Source organism: Streptomyces sp. JNUCC 64, from assembly GCF_054484115.1.
Genome location: NZ_CM137015.1, coordinates 3,763,267 through 3,779,131 on the forward strand (window position 1 = coordinate 3,763,267; position 15,865 = coordinate 3,779,131).

Annotated in this window: 13 protein-coding genes; 10 read left to right on the plus strand and 3 right to left on the minus strand. The window is 73.9% G+C overall.

Annotation, left to right across the window (positions count from 1 at the left end; genetic code table 11):
• Nucleotides 1-114: 114 nt before the first annotated feature.
• On the minus strand, nt 115-951 hold the full coding sequence (locus ACVWNX_RS15390; RefSeq protein ID WP_454414495.1) for a hypothetical protein: 837 nt from the start codon (nt 949-951) through the stop codon (nt 115-117).
• A gap of 135 nt (nt 952-1,086) precedes the next feature.
• Between ACVWNX_RS15390 and ACVWNX_RS15395 the strand changes: the two genes are divergently transcribed.
• Nucleotides 1,087-1,266, plus strand: a complete 180-nt coding sequence (locus tag ACVWNX_RS15395; RefSeq protein WP_454414496.1) for a hypothetical protein — start codon at nt 1,087-1,089, stop codon at nt 1,264-1,266.
• Nucleotides 1,267-1,554: 288 nt separating this feature from the next.
• Complete coding sequence (locus tag ACVWNX_RS15400) at nt 1,555-3,180, plus strand: FAD-binding oxidoreductase (RefSeq protein WP_454414782.1); 1,626 nt, start codon at nt 1,555-1,557, stop codon at nt 3,178-3,180.
• A 112-nt stretch (nt 3,181-3,292) separates the two neighbouring features.
• On the opposite strand, the gene ACVWNX_RS15405 is transcribed toward ACVWNX_RS15400, so the two are convergent.
• Both ACVWNX_RS15405 and ACVWNX_RS15410 read right to left on the minus strand, forming a co-directional pair.
• The gene (locus ACVWNX_RS15405) at nt 3,293-3,994 is read right to left on the minus strand and encodes a phosphatase PAP2 family protein (protein ID WP_454414497.1); all 702 of its coding nucleotides are present in this window, start codon (nt 3,992-3,994) and stop codon (nt 3,293-3,295) included.
• Nucleotides 3,995-4,481: 487 nt separating this feature from the next.
• Complete coding sequence (locus tag ACVWNX_RS15410; RefSeq protein WP_454414783.1) at nt 4,482-5,507, minus strand: C40 family peptidase; 1,026 nt, start codon at nt 5,505-5,507, stop codon at nt 4,482-4,484.
• Nucleotides 5,508-5,952: 445 nt separating this feature from the next.
• On the opposite strand from ACVWNX_RS15410, the gene ACVWNX_RS15415 reads away from it, so the two are divergent.
• The 8 genes from ACVWNX_RS15415 to ACVWNX_RS15450 all read left to right on the plus strand — a co-directional run bounded on the left by ACVWNX_RS15415 (nt 5,953) and on the right by ACVWNX_RS15450 (nt 15,818).
• Complete coding sequence (locus ACVWNX_RS15415) at nt 5,953-6,261, plus strand: hypothetical protein (protein ID WP_454414498.1); 309 nt, start codon at nt 5,953-5,955, stop codon at nt 6,259-6,261.
• Between the two features lie 377 nt (nt 6,262-6,638).
• Entirely contained in the window at nt 6,639-7,481 is an 843-nt protein-coding gene (locus ACVWNX_RS15420; RefSeq protein ID WP_454414499.1) for a hypothetical protein, read from the plus strand.
• Entirely contained in the window at nt 7,471-8,904 is a 1,434-nt protein-coding gene (locus tag ACVWNX_RS15425) for a hypothetical protein (protein WP_454414500.1), read from the plus strand. The genes ACVWNX_RS15420 and ACVWNX_RS15425 overlap by 11 nt, the downstream gene beginning before the upstream one ends.
• The gene (locus tag ACVWNX_RS15430; protein WP_454414501.1) at nt 8,901-10,457 is read left to right on the plus strand and encodes an SCO6880 family protein; all 1,557 of its coding nucleotides are present in this window, start codon (nt 8,901-8,903) and stop codon (nt 10,455-10,457) included. Before ACVWNX_RS15425 ends, ACVWNX_RS15430 begins: the two co-directional genes overlap by 4 nt.
• 256 nt (nt 10,458-10,713) lie before the next feature.
• Nucleotides 10,714-12,123 carry an ATP-binding protein gene (locus ACVWNX_RS15435; RefSeq protein WP_454414502.1) on the plus strand — a complete coding sequence of 470 codons (1,410 nt, stop codon included), beginning with the start codon at nt 10,714-10,716 and terminating at the stop codon, nt 12,121-12,123.
• The gene (locus tag ACVWNX_RS15440; RefSeq protein ID WP_454414503.1) at nt 12,120-13,745 is read left to right on the plus strand and encodes a type IV secretory system conjugative DNA transfer family protein; all 1,626 of its coding nucleotides are present in this window, start codon (nt 12,120-12,122) and stop codon (nt 13,743-13,745) included. The genes ACVWNX_RS15435 and ACVWNX_RS15440 overlap by 4 nt, the downstream gene beginning before the upstream one ends.
• Before the next feature lie 79 nt (nt 13,746-13,824).
• A complete protein-coding gene (locus ACVWNX_RS15445) occupies nt 13,825-15,144 on the plus strand; it encodes a sensor histidine kinase (protein ID WP_454414504.1) in 1,320 nt (439 codons plus the stop codon).
• Nucleotides 15,141-15,818, plus strand: a complete 678-nt coding sequence (locus tag ACVWNX_RS15450; protein ID WP_454414505.1) for a response regulator — start codon at nt 15,141-15,143, stop codon at nt 15,816-15,818. The genes ACVWNX_RS15445 and ACVWNX_RS15450 overlap by 4 nt, the downstream gene beginning before the upstream one ends.
• Nucleotides 15,819-15,865: the final 47 nt, after the last annotated feature.

Below are 15,865 nucleotides of genomic sequence, written 5' to 3' on the forward strand. Positions count from 1 at the left end.
CTCCGTGCTCCCCCGCCGACCGCACGGGCCCCGGCCCCGTTCCCGTTCCCGATGCCGATGCCGTCCACGACCCCGCTCCCCGCGCGGTCCGCGCCGACCGTCCCCGCCGGCCGTTCACGCCTCCTCCGCGATCCGGCCCGCGTAGATGTCGCCCGCGTCCGGCAGCCGGACGTCCACCGGGGAGCCGAAGCCGAAGAGCAGCACCGTGGAGGCGACGGCCACCGCGTCCGCGTGCCGCTCGTTCACGAAGCTGAACTGGTGGCGCACCTTCCGCACCCGCCCCCGCTCGTCCAGGTACACGTCGAAGGGGACCGCGCTGGTGGAAAACCCTTTCGCCGCCGCCGCGAGCGCCCGTCCCGTCTCCCCCCGGGCCACCGCCGCCGCCCGGGCCAGGTCCGCCGTGCCCCGGTAGTGCCGCACGGGCGTCCCGCCGACCCGGGTGGCCCCCACGTACCGCACGGCCCGGGCGCCGCGCAGCAGTTCGGCGGCGGCGAGCGGATCGGTGGCGCCACCGGTGACGAGGTTCCCGTCGGAGACGGACCCGGTGTCCACCCGCACCCACTTGTCGGCGGGCACCCCGGCGCCCCGGTTCTTCATGTACAGCGCGCCGGGGGTGAGCAGTTCGGTGATGGGCCGCTGCCGGGGACTGCCGGTGGGGTCCTGCGGCAGCACCACCCGCAGCCGTCCGAGCCGCCGTCCGAAGTCGTAGACGCCCTCGCCCCGGATGGTCACCCGGGTGCCGCCGGTCGCCATGTCCATCGCGGTGCGGGCCCGCGCGGTCCCCGCGTCCGCCAGCCGCGCCGCCGCCCGTCGCACCGTCTCTGCGGCGGTCGCGGACGGCGGGTCGGCGACTCCGCCGCCCCCCGCGCATCCGGCGCTCCCCGCCAGCAGCCCCGCCAGGGCGGCGCCCAGGGCCACCGTGCCGCCGCGCCCGTACCGCCGCACCACCATCGCCGACCCCCAGGGCTGTGGAGTAGTTGTCGGGACGGGTGCACGCCCCGTGCTGTGTCGTTCCGCCTAACGACCCGTGCGGGCGCCCGTCACGCCCCGGTTCGCACCGCGCGTCCGGGGGGCTACCGTGGTTCCGTGGCCCACGAGCTGGAACCGATCGAGCCCCCGTCCCCCACGGCGCACCGCACGGTCACCGTCGAACAGGGACGTTTCGTCGCCGCCCACTGCGACTGCGGCTGGCGGGGCGCCGCCCGACGCGCCCGCAGCAAGGCCCGTTCGGACGCCGAGGGACATCTGTCCTCCCCCCTGCGCTGACCCCGCGCCCCTGCGGCCCCCGCACCACCCGTACCCATCCGTACCACCCGCCACTGACCGCCCCGCCGGGGGAACGGCGCCCGGACGGGGTACGTCTACGTGTCCGGGTACGCGTGACGTATCCGTCCGGGCTCTTGGCGGCCCGTCAGGGGGAGAGGGCGCGCGCCCTCGGGGGGAGGGACCTCGATGGAACGACGTGGACGGGAACGGCTGGAGCGGGAACGGCCCGGACGGGAACCCGGCCGGGAACGAGGCGGACCGGAACGGGGCGGACCGGAACCGCGTGGGCTGGAACGGCGGGCGCTGATCGGGGCGATCGGGGCGGTGGCGGCGGCCGGGGCGGCCCCGTTCGTCGCGGGGTGCGCGGACGGCGGCGGACCCCGGACGGCGGCCCCCGCCACCCCGGCGGCCCCCACCATCGCGTCCGCTTCCGGAGCCCGGACGCCCGCCGTCCCGGTCCCGGCCCCGTCGCGTCCCCCGGTCACCCCCGCCCGTACCGCGACCGCCGCCGCCCGGTGGCGGGACCTCGCGGCGGACCTCGACGGGTCCCTGGTCCGGCCGGGCGACGCGGACTGGGCGACCGCGCGGGTCCTCTACAACACCCGCTTCGACGGACTGCGGCCCGCCGCCGTCGCCTACCCCGCGCACGACGCGGACGTCCGCACCACCCTGGCGTACGCCCGCGCGCGGGGCCTTCGGGTGGCGATCCGCAGCGGTGGCCACTCGTACGCGGGCTGGTCCTCCGGGAACGGACGGCTGGTCGTCGACGTGTCCCGGCTGTCCCGCACCCGGATCGACGGCGGTGAGGCGGTGGTGGGCGCGGGGGCCCGGCTCATCGGGGTGTACCGGACGCTCGCCGCGCGGGGCGTGACGGTGCCCGCCGGGTCCTGTCCGACCGTCGGCATCAGCGGGCTGGCCCTCGGCGGCGGACACGGGGTGGTGTCCCGGGCCTACGGTCTGACCTGCGACCACCTCACCGGGGCGGTGGTGATCACGGCCGACGGACGGCGGCTCACCGTCGACCGGAACGAGCACCCCGACCTGTTCTGGGCGCTGCGCGGCGCGGGCAACGGGAACTTCGGCGTCGTCACGGAGCTGCGCTTCCGCACCCGTCCGGTGTCCCGGGCCGTCTCGGGACGGCTGACCTGGCCGTGGTCGCGGGCGGCGGCGGTGGTGCGGGCGTGGCAGGAGTGGGGGCCCGCGCAGCCCGACGAGATCTGGTCGTCGCTGCATCTGTCCCGCGCCCCCGGCGGCTCCCCCCGGGTCGCGGTGAACTGCTTCTCGCTGGGCACCCACGGCGGACTGCGGAACGCCGTGGACCGCCTCGCCGACCGGGTCGGGGCCCCGGCGACCGGAGTCTCGCTGCGGCCCCTGTCGTACGCGGCGGCGATGGAGGTGTACGCGGGGTGCTCGGGCTTCGGGGAGGCCGAGCGGTGCCGACTGCCGGGGAAGGTGCCGGGCCGCTCGCCACGGGGCGCGCTGGGCCGGGAGACGTACGCGGCGCGCTCCGCCTTCTTCGACCGGTCGCTGTCCGAGGCGGGGACACGGGCCCTGCTGGGCCGGGTGGAGGGGGTGCGCGGCGGACCGGGGAGCGTGTCGCTGACGGCGCTCGGGGGCGCGGTGAACCGGGTCGCCCCGACCGCCACCGCGTTCGTCCACCGGCGGTCCCGGATGCTGGCCCAGTACCTGGTGTCCTGGCCGGAGGGCACGGCGGGCACGGCGGCCCGGGGATGGCTGGACGGCACCCACACCGCGCTGCGGCGGTACGCGTCCGGGGCCGCCTACCAGAACTACACGGACCCGGCGCTGGCCGACTGGCGCACCGCCTACTACGGTCCGGCGGCGCGGCGGCTGCGCGCGGTGAAGGCGGCGTACGACCCCACGGGGTTCTTCGTCTTCCCGCAGTCCCTGTAGGCGCAAGGGTGCCCGGTGAGGGCGCCTGGACGTGCGACGGGCCGCCACCGGCACCGGGAGGTGACGGATGACGGCCCGGCGGGAGGGCGTCCTCGGTCCGGAGGGGCGTTCCTCAGGCGGCGAGGTCGCGTTCCCCGGAGCGGGAACCCGGGTCGCCGACCCGGTTGCGGGGGAGGTCGGGGGTGGTGCTCGGCCGGATCAGCCAGGAGCCGTGCCGGGAGCGCCCGACGGCGCGGGTGAGCGGGGTGAGCAGCAGGGCGGCGAGCGGGGCGAGCAGCAGCGCCACGGCGGTGCCCAGCGCGAAGCCGCCGATCACGTCGGTGGGGTAGTGGACGCCCATGTAGACGCGGGAGACCCCGGCGAAGAACGCCATCACGATGGCGATCAGTCCGTACTTGCGGTGGGCGATGAAGATGCCGACCGCCATCGCCATGGCGAGGGTGGAGTGGTCGCTGACGAAGGAGTAGTCGGTCTTCCCCTGGATGAGGACCTCCAGTCCCTCGTGGTCGAGGAAGGGTCTGGGCCGTTCCACGAAGCCCCGGATGGGGATGTTGACGATGACGGCGAGGGCCGCCGCCAGCGGCACCCAGATGACGGCCGCGGCCGACTGCGCCGCCTCCTCCAGGCAGCTCGCGCTCGCCCGCAGCTTCCACCAGGTCCACACCCCGAGCAGGACCAGCCCGAACATCAGGCCGTACTCGCCCACGTACTCCATGGTGTGGTCGAACCAGGTGGGGGCGTCCTTGGCCAGGCCGTTGATCTCGTAGAGCAGACTGACATCGGGGTTCGACCCGGAGTCGTCGAGTCCAGCCATCGTGCCGCGGCCCCTTCGTGGTGTGTCGTTTCCGGGGGCGCACCCGGCGGTGCGCCTCCTCGATCAACCCCCGTTGATCCCCGTGGCCCGCGCGGTGTCCGCCGCCGGTCCGTCCGGCGCGGCACCCGGTTCCGTTCCGGGGTCCCCGGAACGGGCCCGTGGGCCACACCTCCGAGGAACGCACGACCCCCCGGAACGCGTTCCACCCTCAACCGAAAGATCACTGAGACGTTATCCAAGAGAGACGCGTCGCCGTGGTCCGGGCGGCGGGCACGGGGCGGGGACACCCGGTCGCGCCGTGGCGCGTGCCGATCTTCCTCATCATCACACGGGACGGGTCCCCGTCCGCACCCCGCCCCGGGCGTCCCGGCCACTCCGGCAGCCGCCCCGTTCGCCCTGTTCGTCCCGTTCCCGGCGGCCGTCACGGCTGTCACGACTGTCACGGTGGTCTCGGTCGTCACAGCCGTCGCGGTCGTCATGGCGCGCCTCAGGCCGACGGGGGGCGGGTGGGCAGCGCCTCGGCGCCGTCCTCGGTGACCCGGGTCGCCCCGAAGTAGTCCTTGGTGTCGATGGGGGTGAAGCGGATCACCGCGCCGGTCCTCGGCGCGTCGATCATGTAGCCGCCACCCACGTAGATCCCGACGTGCCGGATGGCCCGCGAGTTGGTGAGGTCGTCCGAGAAGAACACCAGGTCACCCGGGAGCAGTTCGTCGCGGCTGGGGTGGGGTCCGGCGTTGTACTGGTCGTTGGCGACCCGGGGCAGCTCGATGTCCACGGTGCGGTACGCGGCCTGGGTGAGCCCCGAGCAGTCGAACCTGCCGCCCTGCGCGGCGGTGCCCGTGCCGCCCCAGAGGTAGGGGGTGCCGAGCTTGGTCTGGGCGTAGTGGATCGCCGCGGCGGCCTGGCGCGAGGGCTCCACCCGGCCGACGGGCCGCGCGAAGCTCTCCTCCAGACTGGTGATGATCTTCACGTAGTTCTGGGTCTCGCGGTACGGGGGCACCCCGCCGTACTTGATGACGGCGTAGGCGCCCGCGTTGTACGCGGCGAGCATGTTCTTGGTGGGGTCGCCGGGAACGTCCTCGACGTACTTGGCCAGCTTGCAGTCGTAGGAGGCGGCCGAGGGGATCGCGTCGGCGGGGTCCCACACGTCGCGGTCCCCGTCCCCGTCCCCGTCGAGTCCGTGCGCCGCCCAGGTGCCGGGGATGAACTGGGCGATGCCCTGGGCCGCCGCGTGGCTCTGCGCCTTCGGGTTGAAGCCGGACTCCTGGTACAGCTGGGCGGCGAGCAGCGCCGGGTTGATGGCGGGGCAGAGGTTGCCCCACTTCGACACCAGGGGCTGGTAGGCGGCGGGCACCGCGCCCTTGGCCAGCCCGACCTGCCGTCCGCCGCCGCCCGATGCGAGGTTCCCGGCGACCAGGAAGGTGCCGACGACCAGGAGGAGGACGAAGCCGATGCCGCCGCTGACGACCGCTCCGGCGACGATCCAGGCCCCGCGTGCCCTACGCACCGTCAACCCCTCCTCCGCACCGGCGAGTCCCACGCCGTCCGCCAGTGTAGGCCCGGTACCGGGGGCCGACAGGAGCGCAACGGGGGAGTGCGGGTCGCGTCGACGCGCCCTCGCGCGCACCCGATGGGGCACCCGGCGCACACCCGACGGCCCGGAGCGCGAGGTGCAGAGCGGGCCACGGAGGGGAAAAGGGCTTAACGACCGAACACATGTGAGGTTGCGCAGGGCCGTCATTGCCCGGCGTGACGCCTCGTGATACACAGAGTCACCACACGGTCTCCGTGCACCACTTCACGCCACCGCGTGGGGCCGGTGAACAATAATTTGTACGAAACCAGCCAGCGAAAGACGCCAAGTCGACATGCTGAGGCGGATTCGTCAGCGAGAATGAGCGTGACCCCTGCGCGCTCGCGGGGGGTCGGGAACTACCCGTACAGGGGCGGTGAGTTACATGCTTATGGCAGCCGAAAAGGGCGACATCACCACCATCATCGGCGGGATCGCCCCGGACTGGGGGCCCTTCGGTGACCTCGGCAACGAGGCCCGGGTGATGATCCAGGTGGTGATGGCCGCGGCCATCCTGCTGTGCCTGGGCATCGCGATCTGGGGCGCCGCCAAGCAGCGCATCGGCGCCACGGCGCTGCGCGACACGTTCAGCGCCGAACAGGGCAAGGGCCTCATCGTCGCGGGACTGACCGGTGTGTTCATCATCGGCTCCCTCGGCACGCTCTTCACCATCGTGTACGGCATGGCCGTGTAGCCGGGTGGCCGCGCGACCCCGCCCCCGCCGCCGCGCCCGGCGGCCCGCACCACCGGGCCGGACGCCGGACCGGGCGCGCACCGTCCGCCCCCGCCCGTCCGTCCACCGCTGAGGTTGCGTCCCCTGATGCCAAGTCACCACACCGCGTCCGCGCGGACACCAGCACGGCCGCTCCCGGCGCGCCGCCGGGCCGACACGCCCGGGCGCGGGGGCGCCGCCTCCTCCGGACGGACGGCGTCCCCGGCCGGCCCGGGTGGACGGTACGGAGCCGTGGCCCGTGGTGAGCGGGGAGGGGACCCCGCGCGCCACGGCACGGGGACGCCCGGCACCCGCGCGCACCGCGCCACGGGACCCGACACCGAGGGGACGCACCCGCGATGAGCCCGGACGACGAGACGTACGGCGATCCCGACCCCTACGGGCGGCAGGGGCCCGGCGGCAGCGGCCAGACCCGCACCCGGCTGCCCGAACGCGACGGGGACGGCCCCCGGCGCCCCGCCCGCTCCTCCTCCCGCGGCCTGATCACCGCCGTCGGGATCGTCGTGCTGCTGATCGCCGCGATCGCCCTCGTCAACCGGGGCGGTGACGAACCGTCCACGGCGCGCCCGGAGGGCGACCGCCCCCGCGCCGACTCCACCGCCGCCAGCGGCACCCGGCCCGTCGAGGGCTCCCTCAACGGCATCGCCAAGGGGTTCGCCCGCGATGCCCAGGGGGCGCAGTCGGCGGCGGCGAACTTCGCGGTGGCCCTGGGGTCGGCGGAGATGTTCGACCCCCAGCGACGCAACGCCATCATCACCGCCACCCATGTCCCCGACGCCGCCGAAGCCCGTCGCACGGCTCTCGACAAGGCGTACGGCGCACCCGGGTTCCTGGCCCGGCTCGGCCTCGAACCCGACGGCGGCGCGCCGGAGGGCCAGACCTTCGTCTCCCGGACGGTCCCCGTCGGCACCAAGGTCGAGAAGTCCGACGCCGACACCGCGACCGTCGCGGTCTGGTACACCGCCCTGCTGGGCTTCGCCGGAGAGACCTCCAAGAACCCGGTCACCGAGAGCTGGCACACCACCACGTACGAGCTGCGCTGGACCGACGGCGACTGGAAGGTCGTCGACTTCGAACAACGGGACGGACCCGTCCCCACCGGACGCGACCAGAGGGCGTCCACCGCCGACGACCTGGCGGAGGCCGTCGAACAGTACGGAGGGTTCACGTATGCCCGATAGGCGACAGCCCGGCGACGCGCGTCCCCACGACAGCGCCGTCCGCGCCCCACGTACCCGTCGCGCGCTCACGCTCACCGCCCTGGTGACCGCCGCGCAGACCACCGCCGTGCTGCTCGCCACCCGGGCCGTGGCGGAACCGACCCCCACGCCCAGCGGCGGCTCCACGCCCAGTGGCAGCCCCAGCGCCAGCCCCAGCCCTTCCGCGTCCAACGACCCCTGCGACCTCATCCGGGGTCCCGCCAAGGACTACTGCGAAGACGGCGACCGAGGCGGAACCGGCGGCAGCGGCGGGGCCGACAACCCCGCCAACACCCTCTCCGACGCCCTCGACCCCCTCAACGCCCTCGCCAAGGGCTGTGCCGACGCCGCCTCCTGGACGATCGACAAGCTCTCCGAGGCCGTCAAGGAGACCGCCGAGGTCGACTACACCAACCCGACCTTCCTCAAGCAGTACGCCGTCGTCTTCGCCGCCTCCACCATCCTCACCCTGCTGCTGTGGCTGCTGGCCGTCGCCAAGCGGGCCGTCCGGGGCGTCCCGCTCGGCACCGCGCTCTCCGAGGCCGTCGGCTTCCTCTGGCTGACCGTCATCGCCTCCGCGTTCACCCCCCTGATCCTCTACACCGTCGTCTCCGCCGCCGACGGCGTCACCGACGTCCTCGCCAAGGCGACCGGCGGCCAGACCGACGTCTTCTTCGGCTCGTTCTCCGAAGCCCTGGAGAAGGGCGACGACATCGGCGGCGGACCGGTGATGCTGGTCGTCGTCTCCCTGGTCTCGATCCTCGCCGCCGGGGTGCTCTGGCTCGAACTCGTCATCCGCGCCGCCCTGCTCTACGTGGGCGCGCTCCTCGGCACGGTCGTCTACGCCGGACTCGTCGACAAGAACCTGTGGGGCCACGTCCGCCGCTGGGCCGGGATCATGATCGCGGTCATCCTCATCAAGCCGATCATCGTCATCGTCCTCGGCCTCGCGGGCGCCCTGTCCGCCTCCGACGACGGACCCGACGCCTTCTCCGCCGTGGTCTCCGGGCTCGCGATCATCCTGCTCGCCATCTTCGCCAGCGCGATGATCTACCGCTTCGTCCCCGGCTTCGGCGACGACATCGTCCACTCCCGCAACAACCGCCTCCAGCAGGGCGCCGAGAACCGCGCCGCCGCCGTCATCAGCTCCCCCGCCGCACTCGTCTCCCAGGGCATCAAGACCCACAGCGGTCGCGCCGACAACACCGGTGGCGGCCAGGGCGGCCCCCGGCCCGCCAACCCGGTCAGCGGCGGCGTCGCCGCCCACGGCTCCCGGGGCACCGGCGGCGGGGGCGGCGGAGGCACGGGCGGCCCCGCCGCCCCGGCGCCCCGCTCCAGCCCGCTGAACACCCCGCACGCCAGCACCAACCGCACAACCAACCGCACGGGAGGTGAAGGGCGTTGACGACCGAATCGCTGTCCCACCCGGCCACGCCCCGCCGGACGTATCTGATCGGCCGGGCCCGGCCCAACGCCGTCGTCGGCCGCAACCGCGAGAGCGGCGAGATCGCCATGATCATCGGCGGGGCGTTCCTCGGCATGATGTGCGGGCTCCTCGTCCCCGTGCTCTCCCTGCGGATCGTGCTGCTCGTCGGCTTCCCGCTGCTCGCGCTCGCCGCCGTCTACGTGCCCTACAAACGGCGCACCTTCTACAAGTGGTTCGAGATCAACCGCAGCTACAAGCGCCAGCTCAAGCGCGGCACCACCTACCGCTCGGCCGCCCCCGAGGCGGGCATCGCCCTCGACGGGCGCGAGGTCGAGATCGGCCCGCCCCCCGGCATCGGCCGCATCACCTGGCTCTCCGCCCCCTTCGGCCCCGACGAGATCGCCGTGCTGCTGCACGCCGACCGCAAGACGATCACCGCCGCCATCGAGATCGAGGGCCCCGGCGTCGGACTGCGCGACTCCGAGGACCAGGAAGCCCTCGTCGACCGCTTCGGCACCCTCCTCAAGCACGTGGCGAACGGCGACGGCTTCGTCACCCGCATCCAGATGCTCGCCCGCACCCTGCCCGCCGACCCCGACGCCCACGCCAAGGACGTCGCCCAGCGCGGTGACGCCCAGGCCCCCGGCTGGCTCCAGGACTCCTACGACCAGCTCCAGTCCATGGTGTCCACCAGCAGCGAGCAGCACCGCGCCTACCTCGTCGCCTGCATGCACCACAGCCGCGAACTCGCCGCCGAGGCCACCGCCATGGCCCGGGCCACCCGCGCCCGCAACGGCCGCCGCCTCGACCGCGACGCCGGGCTCGCCGTCGTCATGGCCCGCGAGCTCGCCGACATCTGCTCCCGCCTCCAGGAGGCCGACATCCGGCTGCGCCAGCCCCTCGGCCAGAGCCGGCTGGCCTCCCTCGTGCACTCCATGTACGACCCGGACCACCCCATCGACCACATCCAGGCCATGACCAAGCGCAACGCCTGGCCCGCCGAACTCGACGCCGTGGAGCCCACCTTCCTCCAGGCCAAGACCCGCGAGTCCAGCACCCGCGCCCCCTGGTGCCACGCCACCGCCTGGGTGAAGGAGTGGCCGATGACCCCGGTGGGCGTCAACTTCCTGGCCCCCCTGCTCGTCCACACCCCGGACGTCATCCGCACCGTCGCCGTCACCATGGACCTCGAACCCACCGAGATCGCCATCGAGCGGATGCTCACCGAGAAGACCAACGACGAGGCCGACGCCAGCCGCGCCGCCAAGATGAACCGCACCGTGGACCCCCGCGACCTCGCCGCCCACTCCCGGCTCGACCAGCGCGGCGAGGACCTCGCCTCCGGCGCCGCCGGGGTCAACCTCGTCGGCTACATCACGGTCTCCTCCCGCTCCCCCGAGGCGCTCGCCCGCGACAAGCGCACCATCCGCGCCTCCGCGGGCAAGTCCTACCTCAAGCTGGAGTGGTGCGACCGCGAACACCACCGGGCCTTCGTCAACACCCTGCCCTTCGCCACCGGCATCCGGAAGTGACCGGTGACCACCGGACCGACGGACACCAGCCCCACGGACGACGGGCCGGCGGACACCGAACCCACGGACACCGGATCCACGGGCACAGAGCCGACGGACACCGGCTCGACGGACCCCGCCGCGTCCACGGACACCGGTCCGACGGAAACCAGGTCAGCGGACACGCACGGCGGACCAACGGACAGGAACCGGAGCCACCGGGGATGATCGGAGAACGGGGCCAGGGTGTCGTGCGTGGACGGGAGCTGATGAACTGATGCGTGACCCGCTGTCCGTCCTCACGGAGGCGTTCACGACCTTCCTCTTCGGGAAGGTGGAGACGACCCGCCTCCCCGTGCGCACCTCCACGGGCCAGGCCCAGGCCGTCTACCTGCCGACGGCCGCCCCCGGCCTCGGCGACTCCGGCGTGATCATCGGCCGCGAGGTCTACTCCGGCAAGGGGTACATCTACGACCCCTTCCAGCTCTACGGGCAGCAGCTGCCCGCCCCCCACTGGCTGGTGCTCGGCGAGTCCGGCAACGGCAAGTCCGCGCTGGAGAAGACCTACGTACTGCGCCAGCTCCGGTTCCGGGACCGGCAGGTCGTCGTCCTCGACGCCCAGGGCGAGGACGGCGTCGGCGAATGGAACCTCGTCGCCCAGGAGCTGGGGATAACCCCCATCCGGCTCGACCCCACCGCCGCCCTCGACATGGGCATCCGGCTCAACCCGCTCGACCCGGCGATCACCACCACCGGCCAGCTCGCCCTGCTGCGCACCATCATCGAGGTCGCGATGGGCCACGGCCTCGACGAGCGGTCCGGCTTCGCGCTGAAGGTCGCCCACGCCTACGTCAACGAGACCATCGTGGACCGGCAGCCCGTCCTCACCGACATCGTGGAGCAGCTCCGCCACCCCGAACCCGAGTCCGCCCAGACCATGAACGTCGCCATAGACGACGTCCGCGCCTGGGGCCTGGACGTGGCCCTCGTCCTGGACCGGCTGGTCGACGGCGACCTGCGCGGCATGTTCGACGGCCCCACCACCGTCGGCATCGACCTCGACGCCCCGCTGATCGTCTTCGACCTCTCGCACATCGACCGCAACTCGATCGCCATGCCCATCCTCATGGCCATCGTCGGCGTCTGGCTGGAACACACCTGGATCCGCCCCGACCGCAAGAAGCGGATCTTCCTGGTCGAGGAAGCCTGGCACATCATCAACAGCCCGTTCGTGGCCCAGCTCTTCCAGCGGCTGCTGAAGTTCGGCCGCCGCCTCGGCCTCTCGTTCGTCGCCGTCGTCCACCACCTCTCCGACGTCGTCGACGGCGCCGCCGCCAAGGAGGCCGCCGCCATCCTCAAGATGGCGTCCACCCGCACCGTCTACGCCCAGAAGGCGGACGAGGCACGCGCCACCGGCCGGGTCCTCGGACTGCCCCGCTGGGCCGTCGAGATCATCCCCACCCTCACCCCCGGCATCGCCGTCTGGGACGTCAACGGCAATGTCCAGGTCGTCAAACACCTGGTCACCGAGGCCGAACGCCCCCTGGTCTTCACCGACCGCGCCATGACGGAGTCCTCCACCACCCGGGACGAGGCACTGCGCGCGGCGGAACTGGAGGCGGAGGAACGCGCCGCGAGCTTCGTGGAACAGCAGTGGGGCGACCCGTCCGAATCGACGGTCGCGTGACCGTCCGCCCCCGAGGACCCGGCGACCGCTACGACGAAGCCCCCCGCGGGCAGCGCGGCGTCCCCGACTCCCTGCTGGTCGGCGGACTCGCCACCCTGCTCGGCGCGACCCTGCTGATCTGGTCGTCGGCGGGGCTCTCCGGCTGGCTGGCGCACGGGGCGTGGCCCGAGCGGGTCGCCTTCCCGCACACACCCGCCGCGCTCCGGCACCTGATCACCGCCCCCGGCGACCTGCCCGGCGCCTGGCCCGCCACCCCGGCCCGGCAGCTCTCCGGCCACGGACTGTTCTGGACCGTGTTCGGCGTCCAGACCGCCCTGCTGGCGTTCCTCGGGTTCCTCGTCATGAGCCTGGTCACCTGGCTGCGCACCGGTCTCACCCGGGCCGAACGCGCCCGCGCCCGCCAGCACGCCCGCCACGACCGGTCCCACGCCCCCGACGACCGGTACGCCCCCGGCCCCTCACTCCACAAGACCCCCCGCACCGACACCCACCCCACGACCCCGCTCCCCTCCCAGGCACCACCCCCGGCACCCGCCTCCGCCGCCACCCCAGCCGCACCCGCCTCGGCGCTTGAAGCCCCGCCCGAACACCCGGCGTCCGAAGCCCCCGAAGGTCCCGCGCCCACCACGCTGACCACACTGGTCTCACCAGCGGCAGCGGCGCCCGCACCCACCCCGCTCCCCGTCCCGCCCGGCCCCCTGGTCCTCGGCCCGCCCGGGGTCCGCCGTCCGCTCGCCCTCCAGGCCGTCCGGGACGCGGAGGGCCCCGCGCTGGTCGTCACCTCCGACCCCACCCTCTGGGCCGACACCAAGGACGCCCGCGCCAAACTGGGTCCCGTCCTCCTCTACGACCCCCTCCACCTCTGCGACACCCCGGCCCGGCTCCACTGGTCCCCCGGCAGCGGCTGCGAGGACCGCGACACGGCCGGACAACGCGCCAAGGCCCTGCTCGCGCCGGTCCGGCCCGGAGCCAGGCTGGACGCGGCGGTGGCCGACACCGCCGAGACCCTGCTGCGCTGCTTCCTGCACGCCGCCGCCGTCGACGGACGCCAGTTCCGGCACGTCCACCGCTGGGCCCAGGGCGGCCAGGTCCAGGAGGCGGTCCGGGCCCTGCGCACCCACCCCAAGGCCGCCCCCGGCAGCGCGGGCGAGCTGGAGGCGGCGCTCACCGCCCACCCCGAACGCCGGGACATGGCCCAGGAGCTGACGGCCCGTGCCCTGTCCGCGCTCTCCACGGTGCACATCCGCGAGGTCTGCACCCCCAACCGAACCGACGGGCTCGCGTTGGATTCCTTCGCGGCCGAAGGGGGCACGCTCTATCTGGTGGGCGAGGCGATCGAGGATCCCAAGCCCCACCCCGGAGCCATGCCCCTCCTCACGGCTCTGGCCTCAAGCGTGGTCGAGCGCGGCCGGCGCATGGCCGAACGGTCATCCTCCGGTCGGCTCGACCCACCACTCGCCCTCGTCCTCGACGACGTCGCGGCCGTGGCACCGCTCCCCCAGCTGCCCGCGCTGATCGCCACGGGCGCCGAACGGGGACTGCCGACCCTCGCGCTGCTCCGCTCCCGCGAACAGGCCCGCGCCCGCTGGCCCGGCGAGGAACTCCCGGAAGCCGCCCGGTAGTACCCCGGTACGAGACTCGGCCCCGGCTCCGGGACCCGGGGCCGATGCGCGACGGACGACTCCGTACGACGATGACCGGGTGCGCAGAACGAAGACGCCCTCCCCGACCGGGTCCACTGCCGCCCCCGGCCCCCACCCGGCGCCGTCCACCCCACCCCCGCCGGTGCACACCCGGCTGACGACCCGGGGGCAGGGGTTCGTCCGGGCCGTCGACGCGCGCCACCCGTACCTCTGGGACGGCGCCCTGACGTTCCTGTGGCTGTGCGCGGCCCTCACCGACTACCACGGCGGCGGCTGGCGCACGGTCGCCCTCGACCCAAGGGTGGCCGACGGGCTGGTGCTCGCCCTCTCCCTCGGCTTCACCGTCCCCCTGTTCTGGCGACGGCGGCACCCCTTCGCCGTCCTGCTCGCCATCAGCCCCTTCCTCCTCCTCAACTCCCTCTCCGGTGCGAGCCTCCAAGCGGGTCTGCTCCAGATCCTCGTCGTCTTCCACATCGCGCTCCGGCTGCCCTCGCGCACCCTGTGGTGGTCGCTGGCGCTGACGGCCGCGCCCCTGGTGGCGGGCGCCCTGCGGTTCCCGGAGGCCGGCTGGTCCAAGACGGTCGTCCAGCCGCTGTGGCTGGCCGTCATCGCCGTCCTGCTGGGCACGGTGGTGCGCGGGCGCCGGGAGTACACCGCCGCCCTCGTGGAACGGGCCCGACGGCTGGAGACCGAACGCGACCAGCAGGCCCGGCTGTCCGCCGCGGCCGAACGCGCCCGGATCGCCCGGGAGATGCACGACATCATCGGCCACAACCTGTCCGTGATCACGGGTCTCGCCGACGGCGGCGCGTACGCGGCGCGCAAGTCCCCCGAGCGCGCCGCGGAAGCCCTGGAGGCCATCGCCGCCACCAGCCGCCAGGCCCTGGGGGAACTCCGTCGCGTCCTGGACGTCCTGCGTGAGGACCCGTCGTCCGCCCCCACCGCCGAACTGACCCCCCAACCCGCGCTCGCGGACCTCGACGCCCTGGTGGAACGGGTCCGCGCGGCCGGACTGACGGTCGACGCGGCCCTCCACGGAACCCCCGACGACGTTCCCCCCGGCCTCCAGCTGACCGTGTACCGACTGGTCCAGGAAGCCCTCACCAACACCATGAAGCACGCCGGACCGGGCACCAGCGCACGGGTCCGGGTCGACTACGCCGCCGACCACGTCAGCGTGCGCGTCACCGACAGCGGCCCGTGCCGCCCGGCTCCCACGACCGCCGACGGCTCCGGCCGGGGCCTGACGGGGATGCGGGAACGCACCGCCCTGTACCGGGGCACACTTGACGCCGGCCCCGTCACCGACGGCCACGGCCGCTCCACCGGCTGGCGGGTCCACGCCCGGCTGCCCCTGACCGAGGAAGTCCCGACGTGACCACCGTGCTCATAGCCGACGACCAGCAGCTCCAGCGGTTCGGCTTCCGCATGCTCCTGGAGAGCCAGGACGACATGACCGTCGTGGGCGAGGCCGCCAACGGAACGGACGCCGTCCGGCTCGCCGCGGAACTCCGCCCCGACGTCGTCCTGATGGACATCCGCATGCCGGGCCTCGACGGCATCGGCGCCACCCGGCGGATCGTCGCCACGGGCGACCGCACCCGGGTCCTGATCCTCACCACGTTCGACCTCGACGAGTACGCCCACGCGGGGCTGCGCGCGGGCGCCAGCGGCTTCCTGGTCAAGGACGCCCTCCCCGAGGAACTGCTCTCCGGCGTCCGCGCGGTGGCCTCGGGCGACGCCGTGGTCTCCCCCGGCCTGACCCGCCGCCTCCTCGACGCGTACGCCCGGCACCTGCCCGCCGGTACGGAACGGGAGGACGGCCCGGACCCCGCCCGGAACGAACGGATCGCCTCGCTGACGGAACGGGAGCTGGAGATCCTGACCGTCATCGGCCGCGGCTGGACCAATCTGGAGATCGCCGCCCGACTGCACCTGGCCGAGTCCACGGTGAAGTCCCACGTCGGCCGCGTCCTCGCCAAGACGGGCGCCCGGGACCGCGTCCAGGCGGTCATCCTGGCGTACGACACCAAGCTGGTCGAGCCGTCCTGAGGGGGGCCGCCGGGCCCCCTCCCGCGCCCCTCCAAGGGGAAAACTCC

What these genes read in the sequence shown, in the direction of transcription:
- ACVWNX_RS15425 (WP_454414500.1), top strand. Translation starts at nt 7,471, where the DNA reads ATGCCCGATAGGCGACAGCCCGGCGACGCGCGTCCCCACGACAGCGCC.
- ACVWNX_RS15420 (WP_454414499.1), top strand. Translation starts at nt 6,639, where the DNA reads ATGAGCCCGGACGACGAGACGTACGGCGATCCCGACCCCTACGGGCGG.
- ACVWNX_RS15435 (WP_454414502.1), top strand. Translation starts at nt 10,714, where the DNA reads ATGCGTGACCCGCTGTCCGTCCTCACGGAGGCGTTCACGACCTTCCTC.
- ACVWNX_RS15405 (WP_454414497.1), bottom strand. Translation starts at nt 3,994, where the DNA reads ATGGCTGGACTCGACGACTCCGGGTCGAACCCCGATGTCAGTCTGCTC.
- ACVWNX_RS15415 (WP_454414498.1), top strand. Translation starts at nt 5,953, where the DNA reads ATGCTTATGGCAGCCGAAAAGGGCGACATCACCACCATCATCGGCGGG.
- ACVWNX_RS15390 (WP_454414495.1), bottom strand. Translation starts at nt 951, where the DNA reads ATGGTGGTGCGGCGGTACGGGCGCGGCGGCACGGTGGCCCTGGGCGCC.